Raw genomic sequence first — 12,893 nt, 5'->3', positions numbered from 1 at the left:
ATTTAACATAATGGGCGTTATACGAAATAAATCTTTATTATTTTAATAAAATCAAAATCTTATAAATTTTACATAACCCCAAAAAACACCAAAATGCCGACTCAGAAACAAGTCGGCTGCTTTTTAAGCATTTTTGTCACTTTTAGCCAATAAAATCGGTTAAAAAATACTCAAAATTTCAATTTTTCCTGATTTCTCAATGCCCCAACAACCCACTTTTATCCCCATTTCCTGCGGACAAATATCGGGATAATTTGAGGATATGTCCATGTACGCTATGGCGTACAGCCATTCAGGAAATTCACTAATAGCCATACTCAGTTCAATTTCCTATTATGAACTCATTGAGAACAGGATGTTCCAGATAACAATAAGAAATCAGCGCACCAGGATCGTGAAGCAAGACAGGAGTCATGCTTAACAGCCCAATACGAAAAACCCCGACAGGATGTCGGGGTTTTTTATTGTCTGAATATTTTCGGATAATCCGTATTATATTAATTTTAGTTGAACTTAAAACTAGGCATAAAGACAAATGAAAATAGGGATCTTTTGGTACTGGAATAATCAAGTCATTGGTATTGCACATTCCTTTAATATTACGAAAGCAGACTCTATTGGCCTGATTGATAGCCCATATACACATATTGAATATTGGATTACATTGCAAGAAAAGTATTCTGAACTACAAAACTATGAGTATGAACAGATCCCAAGAGGTCGAGTAATTTTTGATACCAACAAAGAAAAATCAATTATTTATTTGGATAAGACATTGTTATATAAATCAAAAATTAATAAAGTCTATGATTTTTTTAATTTAAATCCAGAACAATCGGTGCTAAAAAAAGACTCACACTATCAAATTTGACCAACACTACTGTTAGATCAACAAACTTGCGTTAAAATACACACGATCACTCTTAGAATGGTAAGCGATATGAGAAAACGTCTTAAAGATTATAATATTGAACAAGTATCTAGTCGTGAAAAGGTTTCTGGACAAGTTTTACCTATAAAGTTTAGTAATGATGAAGCAACTAAACGAGTTGTTATGCATAGTGCTAGACGAGTGATCCAGCAACATAAAGCAGAAATACAAGAGTTAGCTTATAAATGAGCTTGATTAGTTCGACATTCGTAATTGCTGTACATGACGAGATTTTGCTTCAAACAGGTGTAGGTCGATCTGGTTGCCAGATTGAGAAACTGGAAAGCGTCCTAAACCGTATAGATCAGCAAATGTATTACAGTAATGTGAGTGATATCTTTGAAATTGCTGCATGGTTTGGTATTGCAATTTCTAAAGGGCATGCATTTGTCGATGGAAATAAAAGAACAGGGCTAGCAGTGATGCTAACTTATCTTGAAATCCAAGGTGTGACCATTCAAGAACACACGGGTTTAGATGATTTAATGGTTGATATCGTTGAATCCCAAGAAGATCATGAGCTTTTAGCCAAACTGGTAGCAGGATTCTTATATGAGCTATCTATAATTTAATTTATTCAATCTGTATTTTTATTTTTGGGTCGTTAATGTTAGAAAGTATCTCCTTATAAATTAAATAGTTTTCATCATCTCGGCATACAAAAAATACTTCTTCAACACAGTCATATTGGGGAAGTGTTGAAAGTATGGTACCAATTGCAATTTCGGCTGCCAGTTGGCGAGGAAAACCATAAACACCTGTACTGATGTTTGGAAAAGAAATAGTTTTTACACCAACATGGTTAGCTTTCATAATCGCATTACTATAAGCATCACAAAGCAATTGTGGTTCATTACGCTCACCATCTAACCATCTTGGCCCAACAGCATGAATAAGATATTGGGCAGGCAGGTTTCCAGCAGTAGTAACTTCTGCTTGTCCAGTTGAACACCCGCCTTTTTCTTGATGAAGTTGAATACATTCAGTCTTCATCAAAGGTCCTGCTTTTTTATGAATGATATAATCAAGCCCACTGCCACCAAGCAAAGACTTATTCGCTGAATTAACGATAGCCTGTACAGCGAATGTTGTAATATCTGTTTGGATTAAAATAACTTTCTTAAGATTACTCATTTTATCACTATAATAAAATCGCTAAGGTAGCAGTAATTTTTTGGAAAACCAACATGACTGAAAAAGAACATATTAATCAATATATTAAGAGCACGTGTGATTTAATCATTCAACATGTAAAAAACATTATCACTCTTCAAGAAAACATTAATAAACCATGGGGATATAGCTCCAGATTAATGGAGCATTTATTTCATCCAGAAAATGAACTGCTTTTTAAAGGATACTCAAAGAATATTTTTAATAATAAATCAGCAATGGCTATTAAGCCATGGAAAGAACATATTGTTCCCATGGCTTATGTCTTTAACAACTTATGGGTATTAATTGAAAGCAATGAATTATCAGATGCTGAACTCTCCAAAATTCTACAAAGAAATCTTGGTGTAGCCCATATTTCCTATGAAGAACAGAAAAAGTTAGATACTAAATTTTCAGGATTAAAAACAAATATGCCTAATGGATGGTGTTTGAAAACAGGTGATCCTATAGATCGTTTAAAAGCAGTTGGTATTGAATTAGTTGATGAAAATGGGGTTGAAATTCAATCTTTAATTACCCCTATTTAACATAAAATCTCATCTACGAAATGCAGCTGTTAGAACCCAATTAAATCTTTAATTGGGTTAACGTCAAATACTATCTTGATCACGGAAAGCCCGAACTCTCTCAAAAATCGGATAAAAGTCCAGACCATCATCCTTCATATCTGAAATTACGATTGCAATCACTGCAATGCTAGTGGGCACTTTACCGTTCTTTTTATAGTTGGTAATTGAATTCGCATTCATATCTAAAAGTGCTGCAAATTCTTTAATAGAAAGGCCAGACTTACCTATAAGTCTTTGAAATTCTTCGTAAGGCATAGTTTAAAAAGCAGAATTGTTTTGATAGAAAAGTATAGCACAGATTATTTATTTACATTTAAACACATAAATAATGTTATTGACACATTATTTATGTGTTTAAATACTCTTATCAAGCAATTTTACTCTTTTGATAGGACTTGTTTTATGAACCATTTCGTACAGCCCAAGCTTCTTATTTCTTCTCAAGCAAAAAAGATTGGATTGACATTAATTAATGATCTTGAACTTTGCATAACAGCACGATTGGCTTTTTATCTGGATGTAAATCCTTGCTATGACGGCCATGAAGCAACATTCATTTGGACCGAATATTTTTTACAAGATCACCCTCAAGCCGAATTTTCTGAAGTTAGAGCAGCCTTTCTACAACTTATCCCAGGATGTTAAACGATGATAATGAAATCTGTATTTTATGAGTCAAATACAGATTTCAAATTCTCTTTTTTATAAGACTATGAATTAAATTTTCTCAAATAACTCTGCAGCAATCTTCCTAGCTAAATTATCTTTATCAACATCTAGTTCTGATAAATCTATAGCATATTGAATTGCCTCACGACCTGCGATTTCCATAGGTCCATAGTCATCATAATCCTCACCTGTATAAGCATTGTAGGCTCTAAAATCATCCTGCGTGAAATCAACTCCACACATTTGAGCTAAGTAGATGTATAACCATGCTTCTCCATGATTTTTGAAAATTTCTTCATACAGGAAGTATTCAATAGCACTCGTATCACCTCGATTACACAAGTACAGAATCTGGTTGTAAACTGTTTCCTTGTCTGCATCCAAATTAATTTCATGAAGATTCATAGGTGAATTTTTAATATAAGATTCAAAGTGTTCAGCTTGCTTTATGTATTCTTCATACTTTTCTTTATTTTTCTTAGTCTCATCAGAATTGATATATTTTTGTTTATGATTGTCCCAACGACTCCCAAAATTTGATTCATGTCGACCATAAGGAGCTATTTGATTTGCTAAATAACGATAATAAGCACCTAATAGAGCATATGCATCAGCATTCTTACGGTCTTTCGCATAAGATAAAATCTTTTCAAAAGCCTCCCCAATTTCTGAAAACTCGAAATATTCACCATCAAGTTCTAGGTGATCTACCATCCCATTTTCAAAATCGATATAACTTAGTGCTTTTCTTACGACATTAAAGTTAATAACTTCTAAGTTAAGCCATAAAAGTTCTCGATAGACCGTTTTAGAAATCGATAAATATAATTCCTCTGACGCATCGAATTTTAGTAAATCCTTAAGTCTTATGGTGATTTTTTTAATCTTTTCCAGTAAAGCATTACCTTCATAATCATCCCAATGAAGGTCATCTTCACTATAATTTAGATAATCTGTTTCAGGCGGATTTTTCAATATTTCTAGAGTTAGGGCATCAATTAATTCATGCTGATAATATTCTTCAGAATCATCATATTGAGCATCAAGTAAAAGATTTTGAGCAACAAAAGAGCTATAGGTCCTATAGTCCTGATCTAAAGCAATTAATTCATAAATATGTGAACGGCTAATCTTTACAGAATGCTGTTCCTGAATTTTTTTAGATAATTGAAATGCGAATTCTTGAATAGACATAATTTTCTCTACTTCCAACTCTAAACTCTTTATACAAAGAATCTTTGGTGTCATAAGACTTCTAGCAACGCATGTTTAAATGCTAAGAACCAAACGAGTTGATACTTAAGAAAATTAAATTTTAGATATGGCTTTAAAAATTAAACCTATGGTTTTTTATCCCTTTTCTACTCATGCGTAAGTACGGTAGGCGACCTTATTTTTAAAATAATAAATTTCGCATAAATTTACAATTGCCAAAATAGAAAAGTCAGCTAAAAAGCGGACAGTCAAAAAATTCATTCTTTTTCAGACCTACTTTTTATCTTTTTTTGAGCATCTATAATCGCTAAATCGAGAAGCGTTAAAGTCTGCCCTTTTAGGCTATATCCAGACAGCTGATGGAGAACCTCAAAAAGTAGTTGATACTTTTCTGTATTTGGTCGCTCTAGTGCCCAAACCTTTTTATAAAGTTGAGATTGACGAAATTTCCCGGCAAGAAAACGGTCAATTTCGATTCCTTTTAGAAACTTTTTACTGTCTAAATTTTCATCATCTTTTACTTTATAAAGACTTAAAACCCCACCGCCCACTTCAAACTTACGTTGATTTTCAGCTTTACGTTTTTTCCCGGCATCCTTTTTCTGAATCTGACTCAAATACAGCTCCAAGTCACTGTATTCAAGCTTTTGCGCTTTAAAATTCAGATAGCGCGTACACATTGTTTTCAGGATATTCATTTCAGCTGGATCTAGATCATCTTTTTTATAATCTTGGTACAGCTCCAAAAATTTTTCTTCATACTTAGTCCTTCCCGGAGTTCTCACCAACTCATCAAACAACAACTGAAGCTTCAAATGCTCACGGTACGGTTTTAACGCTTCTTTCACAAGAATCTGCTGAGCTTCAGACAACATTTCAAAGTTAAAGTCTTCAGCTTGTAGTGCATCAATAACCTGATTTTGAAGTTCCGAACGAGGATCTTTTTCTAATAAAAACTCAACGAAAGCATGTAACTCTGCCATTTGTAAAAGTTGAGAAGGTCTACCACGCTTTTTTGCTTTTTCTAGTGTCATATCATCGGCCACCAAATTTTCAGAACTGCAACCTCTTTAAATATGGTTTTACCATATTTAAAGAGGGCAGTCTGAAAATAATTATTTAAATAAAAAATAAAATTTCTTGAAAAGAATTTCTATTTTTTATTTAAATAATTCGCACCTGACAGTTTCTCCTCATCGGAGAAACTAGTACGCAATGGGGCGCTTCCCCCTTGACCCCCTTCAACCGGATTTTTCAGCCATTGAGGCATTCCAAATCCGGGCGGTTTTCATTTCGTTTCACTCCATAAAAACCGGTCCAAAACCATTTAGAGGTGAACATGGCCAGCTACCATTTCAGCGTCAAAAACAAAAATAAAGGTTATGCAATGGGCCACTACCTCTATATTTCCCGACTGATGCAATACGAAAACGTCCGCAAGAAAAGTGACGAAATTTTAGAATACGTTGAACCTGGCAAATGCATGCCGTCCTGGGTAAAAGATCCAATTGAGTTTTGGCAAGCCGCTGATACTTTTGAGCGAGCCAATGCCAAAGTCTACATCGAGTATGAAATTGCCCTTCCCAACGAATTCACGCCAGACCAGCGTAAAACGCTCATAGAGACGTTTTTAGACAAACATATAGCTCCACAGCAATATCCACATTCATACGCCATACACAACGTTAAATCGCGTCTCAGCGGCGAAGAACAGCCCCATTGCCACCTCATGTTCTCCCTCAAAGCCGATGACGGCATTGAACGCACAGCCGAACAGTACTTTAAACGCTATAATCCCCAAGATCCGGCCAAAGGCGGTGCCAAGAAAATCCAGCTCCAGGATGGCCATGCTGATTACACCACTTACCTCCTGCATATCCGAAAAGCTTGGGAAAATCACCTGAATGACGCATTGGCAGAACATAGCCCAACCGTGACTTACCAGATCGATGGCCAGGAGATCCAAATTAAAAATCAAGTTTCGGCAGACAACTACGAAAAATACAACGAGATACACGGCACCCTCTACCTACCAGAACCCAAACTGGGGACAGGCAAACAAAATGAAACTGTGGAATACCTGACGGAAATCCAGAAAATCAGACAACACAATGCCAAAGAACGAGAACTGGAACAGCGCCAACAACACTTTGATCAACAGCATGAATACTACTACAGCTGCTCAAACGAACCCTTCAGCTCTCCTGAAGTGATGCACTACCTCAATCACCTCATTAAAAAAGCCAGCAACAAAAAAGAACTGGGCCACGATATCAACGAAATTATTCAAACCCAGCAACCGATCCTGCATCACGAAAAATGGGATATCGATACCATCAATTTTAATCTCAACAACGCCAGGTTATACCCTGAACCGGACATGGAGTTTAAAGTCCTATCTGTACAACCAAAACCAGTGATTGAACCAACATCACAGCCGAAGCCAAAACCTGAAATACACCCCTCACAGCTTGAACCGAAACGAAATGATTATGATGGTCTGGGTTTTTAAAAATGGATCTGGATCAGAAAGTACAGAGCGAGTGTCTACGAGCGATATCACCAAAAGTCGCGCCTCGGCCCTCTGAAAAACCGCTTTTTTAGGTTAACAAACCTAAAAAAGTGAAGTTTAGATGTCGAAATGAGAGCCTAGACCGAGCGAAGCGAGCATAAAGTTTTATGAGCGAAGCGAATTCCGAGTTGCTTTTGCTTTTTCTCAAATTCACGAAGGAATTAACCGAAAAATTGCCCCTGAATCGAGCGAAAGCGAGATTCAATAGAGTTTGAGCGTAGCGAAAACCACGGGCAATTTTTCATTCTCAATGTTTTTAATAATTTTTAATACTTTTAAATACTTTTAGAGTAGCTGAAAGCCTCTAATAGCAATAGTTTTAGAGGTAATACCACTACGTTTATCGACCTATATCACTACGTTTATCGACCTATATCACTACGTTTATCGACCTATATCACTACGTTTATCGACCATTTGACTACTTCAATATTTGATGTAGTATTACTACATGATTTTATGATGTAGTAATAAGAATAATGAAAGACTTAGTTGTCAAAGATAATGCTCTAATTAATGCAAGTTATAATCTTGATTTAGTTGAGCAAAGGCTAGTTCTACTAGCAATTATTGAAGCTAGACAAACAGGTAAAGGAATCAATGCTAATGATGCTTTAGTAATTCATGCATCCAGCTATATAGAGAATTTCGGTGTAGAGAAACATACGGCTTATGCTGTTTTGAAAGAGGCAAGTAAGGTCTTATTTGATAGGAGGTTCACTTATCAATCTTTAACAGATAAAGGGAATGTAAAAACTACTCATAGCCGTTGGGTAAGCGAAATTAGCTATATTGATAATGAAGCATCAGTAAGTCTTATCTTTTCACCAGCTGTCGTCCCATTAATTACAAGGCTTGAGGAACGATTTACTAGTTATGAACTAAAGCAAGTAAGTCAATTGACAAGCAGATATGCCACTAGACTTTATGAACTACTAGTTGCTTGGCGTAGCACTGGTCAAACTCCAGTATTTGAGATTTCAGAATTTAGGCAGCAACTTGGTATTGCGGATGATGAATATACGCGCTCAGATAATTTCAAAAGAAGAGTTCTAGATATAGCTATATCTCAAATCAATACTTTTACGGACATCAATGTTAAGTCTGAACAGCATAAAACTGGACGATCAATTTCAGGCTATAGCTTTTCATTTAAGCCAAAGACGTCAGTTAAAAATATTTCTAAAACAAGGAGTGAACAACTAGAACTGATTGGCCAATTGACAGATAAACAGATTCTTTTGTTCTCAGGTAGGTTAGCTTATGAACCCACATTCGCATCAAAATATAGTAAAGCAGGTGAAAGCTATGATGACTTTATAATTAGAATATCTAGAGACTTAACAGATCCTAAAAAAATTAAAGAATATTCTCCATATCTTAAAGAATTAGGATTCAAATAGGTTTGTAAATTGACTTTGTCAACTTAACAGTGAAGTATTAACTCAATTTAACTCCCAGTTTACAATATGAAAAAATTATCAGTTTCAGAATTAGCTAAGCTGTATGGATATTCAAGACAAGCTATATATGCTCATATAAATAAAGGAAATTTATCGAAAGGTTCTGATGGATTAATTGACTTTTCAGAAGCTTTAAGAGTATTTGGAGAACCCCAAAGTAAAGTATCAGATGTCAACTTACGTCAATCAACTAACAGTCAAAACTTGACTGAAGTTGACTTATTAAAACGACAGGTTGACATACTTGAAAAACAATTGAATCAAGCTTTACTTAGAGAAAACCAATCATTAGAGCGTGAATCTTTTTATCAAGAACAAATTGAAGCTATGCAACGTCTTTTAGAGGCCCCAAAACCTCATATCCCTACGTCTGTCGACCCAGAACCCACTCAGATGACAGAGGAAAATGAAGAAGAAGAAGTCGCAGCTATGATGCAAAAAGAACCAGAGGCTAGTGAAAATAAGCGCATTCCTGTGCCTGAGCACATTGAACCAGAGCCTGAGAAAAGGGGGTTTTGGAGTCGTTTTTTTAGACCCTATGATTAACCACGATTGTTTAACTGAGATGAACAAAGTTGTGCAACATTGATCAAAGAATAGGCGTGGAACGTGAAAAATCATAAAAAAAGCCCACCTTGGGGAAGATGGGCTATCAACTAGAAACTACAGCATTGATTTCTAAAGAGAATTATAACGCATTTCGTATAAGGCGTATTATGTTAATTTTATAAAAACTTAAAAATAGATATAGAATTTTTTAATTATAAGCTTTTATCAATTATTAATTTTATAAAGGCTTCTTGTCATTCTATATACTATAGGGTACTATACTATAATAAAATTTAAGGAATTAGCTTTATGCCAAATCAAGTCGAAGATAAAAAAAAGATTCTGACGCGTGTCAGACGAATCAAGGGTCAGGCTGAAGCGATTGAAAAAGCTTTAGAAGACAATGTGGAATGTGGTGCAATTCTGCAACAAATATGCTCTGTGCGTGGTGCTATTAATGGTTTAATGAATGAAATGTTGGAGGTTCATTTAAAGGACACTTTAGTATCAGGTGAAACCACAGAACAACAACGAAAAGAAGAATTGGCTGAAATCGCCAAGATTCTAAAATCATATTTAAAATAGATCTGTATAAGGAATTATTCCATGAAGTCACGTGCTGCTGTTGCGTTTGGTCCTGGTCAACCTCTTCAAATTGTTGAGGTTGATGTTGCACCACCGAAGAAAGGTGAAGTATTAATCAAGATCTCCCATACTGGTGTGTGTCATACAGACGCATTTACTTTATCTGGCGATGATCCTGAAGGCGTTTTTCCGGCTATTCTCGGGCATGAAGGTGCTGGTGTTGTAGTTGAGGTTGGTGAAGGCGTGACTAGCGTCAAACCAGGTGATCATGTTATTCCACTTTACACTGCTGAATGTGGCGAGTGCGTATTCTGTAAATCTGGAAAATCGAACTTGTGTATTTCCGTTCGCGAAACTCAAGGTAGAGGCGTAATGCCAGATGGTACCACTCGCTTTTCCTACAATGGTCAACCGATTTACCACTATATGGGCTGCTCAACGTTCAGTGAATACACTGTAGTGGCAGAAGTATCATTGGCTAAAATCAATCCTGAAGCCAATCACGAACATGTCTGCTTACTGGGTTGTGGGGTAACAACCGGTATCGGTGCAGTACATAACACGGCTAAAGTACAAGAAGGTGATAGTGTTGCGGTCTTTGGTTTAGGTGGTATTGGTTTGGCAGTCGTACAAGCCGCACGTCAAGCTAAAGCAGGGCGTATTATTGTGGTTGACATGAATCCAGATAAATTTGCGCTGGCAAAAGAGTTTGGTGCAACGGACTTCTTGAACCCTAAAGACTACGATAAACCAATCCAGCAAGTCATTGTCGAAATGACTGGCTGGGGTGTAGATCATTCATTTGAATGTATTGGCAACGTGAATGTAATGCGTGCAGCCCTTGAAAGTGCACACCGTGGCTGGGGACAATCCGTAATTATTGGTGTAGCTGGCGCAGGTCAGGAAATCTCTACCCGTCCATTCCAACTGGTTACTGGTCGTAAATGGCTAGGTTCTGCCTTTGGTGGCGTAAAAGGTCGTACGCAACTTCCAGGAATGGTTGAAGATGCCATGAAAGGTAAAATTCAATTAGAACCATTTGTGACACATACGATGGGCTTGGATCAGATCAATGAAGCCTTTGATCTAATGCATGAAGGTAAGTCAATTCGCACTGTCATTCACTATTGATCCACGGATCAATACCTAATTTTTCAAAACCAACCATCAAGGAAACACTTTAATGGCTACTCCAGTAATTTCCGGTAACGATATTTTCTCCCATGTCTTCCTCGGCGCAGTCGACCTTAAGAAGTCGGTTGTATTCTACGATGCCGCTCTAGGTGCCCTCGGCATTAAAAACCTAGGGCCATTCGGTAACGATTGGGTTCTGTACGGTCGCGACAAACCTGCTTTCATGATCACCCGCCCAAGCAATGGCGCAGAACCCACCAGTAATGGTGTGACGGTAGGCTTCGCAGCTGCCACCCCTGCAGAGGTAAATGCATTCCACGCAGCCGGCCTCGCCGCTGGTGGCACCGATGAAGGTCAGCCTGGCCCACGTGGCCACCTGCCGGGTGCTTACGCGGCCTACCTGCGTGATCCGGCTGGTAATAAGGTCTGCGCCTACACCTTTGTCTAAAACCTAGGAGAAGTGAGGTCATTGTGTAAGGACTGGTTCCAGCCAAAAACAATCTCATCTTCCACTGCAACCGTGTGGCATGCCCGCTCATGCCACACGGTTTACGGTACTCTGAGCCTCTATCTGCTGATTAGAGCTCAGAAAGGCTGTTACCTCGCCTTCATAGCCAAAGACGGTCAATGAGCACGATCGGACTGAAAGTTCGGTGCGTGATGCAAGAAACACAGAATCCAAAATGAGCATCGCGGTAGTGGCTCCCTGAATTACACACTTTATTGTTTGTACATTGAAGTCGACATCCGACCTTCGTGGTGTGGTGGCGTCTGGGTTTGTAGCAGCGATCTTCATGCCAGCGACAACGCTGAAAACCTGCTGAGTGGTGCGGTGAAGCATTTTTAACTAATCCTGGATGGAACGAAAATTCGTCTTGATTGGCGCCTGAGCACCACCTCGTTGAAATAAGGAGAAAATCCGTGGAACGCATTGAACATCACGCCAGCTTCGAGGGTTGGCAGGACGTTTTTCAGCATGAGTCAACAGTGCTTGGCTGCATGATGAGGTTTGGAATCTATCTTCCGCCTCAGGCTGAGCATGAAAAGCTCCCAGTTCTGTACTGGCTCTCAGGTCTGACCTGTACCGAACAGAACTTCATCACCAAGGCTGCGGTGCAGCGGTATGCCGCGGAGCACGGAATCATTGTCGTAGCCCCAGATACCAGCCCGCGCGGAGAAAGCGTTGCAGACGATGCTGCCTATGATCTAGGTCAAGGTGCGGGTTTCTATGTAGACGCCACAGAGCTACCTTGGAGCGATCACTATCAGATGTATTCCTATGTGGTCGACGAATTACCAGCGCTGATCGAAGCGAACTTCCCTGCGTCGTCAAGACGCAGCATCAGTGGGCACTCCATGGGCGGTCATGGCGCTCTGGTTATTGCGCTTCGCAACCCCGGTCGCTATGCAAGTGTCTCGGCGTTCTCGCCGATCGTGGCGCCTACGCAAGTTCCATGGGGGCAGAAGGCTCTGGCGGCTTACTTGGGCGAAAAGAATCTGGAAGCCTGGAAGCAATATGACACGGTCGAGCTGATTCGCGTGGCGCAAGAACGCTTACCGCTGCTTGTCGATCAAGGGCTGAGCGATGAGTTTCTCGAGCACCAGCTTCGACCGCAACTGTTGCGTACCGCGTGTGAACAGGTAGACCACCCGCTAACGCTCAATCTGCGGCCTGGTCATGACCATAGCTACTACTTTATTTCGACCTACTTGAGCGAACACATGGCCCACCATGCGGCTGCATTGAATCGCTGAACATTGGGAGACCCTGACTTGGAAATGTCTGTATAGGACATTTCTATTTGGTTTTAAGGGGCTTTGTTGCATAAATACATAACCAACTGATTTTGTTCATTTAATTTTTAGGTTGAAATTCATACAAACCTATTTAAATCAGAAGCTTACAAAATCTTTATGCAACAAAGCCCATATCAGATAAAAAAGTAGAGGAGCTAATACTAAGCCGTGATTTCTTGGAAAAGCTGAAAGAGCTAGTTAATCGAACAGAAATACCATGTAGTTAACTATCC

General features: G+C 38.5%; 17 protein-coding genes. 12 read left to right on the top strand and 5 right to left on the bottom strand.

The annotated features are described in order from the left end of the window. Nucleotides 1-159 precede the first annotated feature (159 nt). Nucleotides 160-315 carry a hypothetical protein gene (locus ACN19N_RS15975; protein ID WP_171327138.1) on the bottom strand — a complete coding sequence of 52 codons (156 nt, stop codon included), beginning with the start codon at nt 313-315 and terminating at the stop codon, nt 160-162. A gap of 220 nt (nt 316-535) precedes the next feature. On the opposite strand from ACN19N_RS15975, the gene ACN19N_RS15970 reads away from it, so the two are divergent. The 3 genes from ACN19N_RS15970 to ACN19N_RS15960 all read left to right on the top strand — a co-directional run bounded on the left by ACN19N_RS15970 (nt 536) and on the right by ACN19N_RS15960 (nt 1,503). Continuing rightward, the gene (locus ACN19N_RS15970) at nt 536-871 is read left to right on the top strand and encodes a hypothetical protein (protein WP_002125021.1); all 336 of its coding nucleotides are present in this window, start codon (nt 536-538) and stop codon (nt 869-871) included. Nucleotides 872-940: 69 nt separating this feature from the next. Further along, a complete protein-coding gene (locus tag ACN19N_RS15965; RefSeq protein ID WP_026441249.1) occupies nt 941-1,120 on the top strand; it encodes a hypothetical protein in 180 nt (59 codons plus the stop codon). After that, on the top strand, nt 1,117-1,503 hold the full coding sequence (locus ACN19N_RS15960; protein WP_002125026.1) for a type II toxin-antitoxin system death-on-curing family toxin: 387 nt from the start codon (nt 1,117-1,119) through the stop codon (nt 1,501-1,503). Before ACN19N_RS15965 ends, ACN19N_RS15960 begins: the two co-directional genes overlap by 4 nt. Nucleotide 1,504: 1 nt before the next feature. Here the strand turns inward: ACN19N_RS15960 and ACN19N_RS15955 are convergent, their stop codons facing one another. Further along, complete coding sequence (locus ACN19N_RS15955) at nt 1,505-2,065, bottom strand: macro domain-containing protein (RefSeq protein ID WP_002125033.1); 561 nt, start codon at nt 2,063-2,065, stop codon at nt 1,505-1,507. A gap of 53 nt (nt 2,066-2,118) precedes the next feature. Between ACN19N_RS15955 and ACN19N_RS15950 the strand changes: the two genes are divergently transcribed. Continuing rightward, nucleotides 2,119-2,634 carry a hypothetical protein gene (locus ACN19N_RS15950; RefSeq protein ID WP_002125020.1) on the top strand — a complete coding sequence of 172 codons (516 nt, stop codon included), beginning with the start codon at nt 2,119-2,121 and terminating at the stop codon, nt 2,632-2,634. Between the two features lie 63 nt (nt 2,635-2,697). Here ACN19N_RS15950 and ACN19N_RS15945 read toward each other — a convergent pair whose 3' ends face one another. After that, nucleotides 2,698-2,931, bottom strand: a complete 234-nt coding sequence (locus ACN19N_RS15945; protein ID WP_004762682.1) for a hypothetical protein — start codon at nt 2,929-2,931, stop codon at nt 2,698-2,700. A 147-nt stretch (nt 2,932-3,078) separates the two neighbouring features. Between ACN19N_RS15945 and ACN19N_RS15940 the strand changes: the two genes are divergently transcribed. Then, complete coding sequence (locus ACN19N_RS15940) at nt 3,079-3,321, top strand: hypothetical protein (protein WP_004762680.1); 243 nt, start codon at nt 3,079-3,081, stop codon at nt 3,319-3,321. Nucleotides 3,322-3,393: 72 nt separating this feature from the next. Here the strand turns inward: ACN19N_RS15940 and ACN19N_RS15935 are convergent, their stop codons facing one another. Then, nucleotides 3,394-4,593 (bottom strand): hypothetical protein, encoded by a 1,200-nt coding sequence (locus tag ACN19N_RS15935; RefSeq protein ID WP_004762678.1) that lies wholly within the window; start codon nt 4,591-4,593, stop codon nt 3,394-3,396. A 224-nt stretch (nt 4,594-4,817) separates the two neighbouring features. Beyond that, nucleotides 4,818-5,594 carry a hypothetical protein gene (locus tag ACN19N_RS15930; RefSeq protein ID WP_004762676.1) on the bottom strand — a complete coding sequence of 259 codons (777 nt, stop codon included), beginning with the start codon at nt 5,592-5,594 and terminating at the stop codon, nt 4,818-4,820. A 305-nt stretch (nt 5,595-5,899) separates the two neighbouring features. Here ACN19N_RS15930 and ACN19N_RS15925 point away from each other — a divergent pair, with 305 nt between their 5' ends. The 7 genes from ACN19N_RS15925 (at nt 5,900) to fghA (ending at nt 12,618) form a co-directional block, all read left to right on the top strand. Continuing rightward, nucleotides 5,900-7,072 (top strand): MobA/MobL family protein, encoded by a 1,173-nt coding sequence (locus tag ACN19N_RS15925; RefSeq protein WP_167588530.1) that lies wholly within the window; start codon nt 5,900-5,902, stop codon nt 7,070-7,072. A 539-nt stretch (nt 7,073-7,611) separates the two neighbouring features. Then, nucleotides 7,612-8,535: a replication initiation protein RepM gene (repM, locus tag ACN19N_RS15920; RefSeq protein WP_023271596.1), complete on the top strand. Its 924-nt coding sequence runs from the start codon at nt 7,612-7,614 to the stop codon at nt 8,533-8,535. Between the two features lie 66 nt (nt 8,536-8,601). Then, nucleotides 8,602-9,141: a plasmid replication DNA-binding protein gene (locus tag ACN19N_RS15915; RefSeq protein ID WP_033134789.1), complete on the top strand. Its 540-nt coding sequence runs from the start codon at nt 8,602-8,604 to the stop codon at nt 9,139-9,141. A 312-nt stretch (nt 9,142-9,453) separates the two neighbouring features. Next, nucleotides 9,454-9,729, top strand: a complete 276-nt coding sequence (locus ACN19N_RS15910; RefSeq protein WP_001133626.1) for a metal/formaldehyde-sensitive transcriptional repressor — start codon at nt 9,454-9,456, stop codon at nt 9,727-9,729. 21 nt (nt 9,730-9,750) lie between these two features. Beyond that, nucleotides 9,751-10,860, top strand: coding sequence for an S-(hydroxymethyl)glutathione dehydrogenase/class III alcohol dehydrogenase (locus ACN19N_RS15905; protein WP_000842148.1), 1,110 nt, complete (start codon nt 9,751-9,753; stop codon nt 10,858-10,860). Between the two features lie 52 nt (nt 10,861-10,912). Then, complete coding sequence (locus tag ACN19N_RS15900; RefSeq protein WP_000235176.1) at nt 10,913-11,311, top strand: VOC family protein; 399 nt, start codon at nt 10,913-10,915, stop codon at nt 11,309-11,311. Nucleotides 11,312-11,784: 473 nt separating this feature from the next. Next, nucleotides 11,785-12,618 carry an S-formylglutathione hydrolase gene (fghA, locus tag ACN19N_RS15895; protein ID WP_000439570.1) on the top strand — a complete coding sequence of 278 codons (834 nt, stop codon included), beginning with the start codon at nt 11,785-11,787 and terminating at the stop codon, nt 12,616-12,618. Nucleotides 12,619-12,893 lie beyond the last annotated feature (275 nt).

Origin of the sequence: Acinetobacter sp. LF10, assembly GCF_048585715.1 — a bacterium.
Lineage (GTDB): Bacteria > Pseudomonadota > Gammaproteobacteria > Pseudomonadales > Moraxellaceae > Acinetobacter.
Note: the sequence above shows the minus strand (reverse complement) of the source record. Positions and strands in the feature narration are given on the sequence as shown.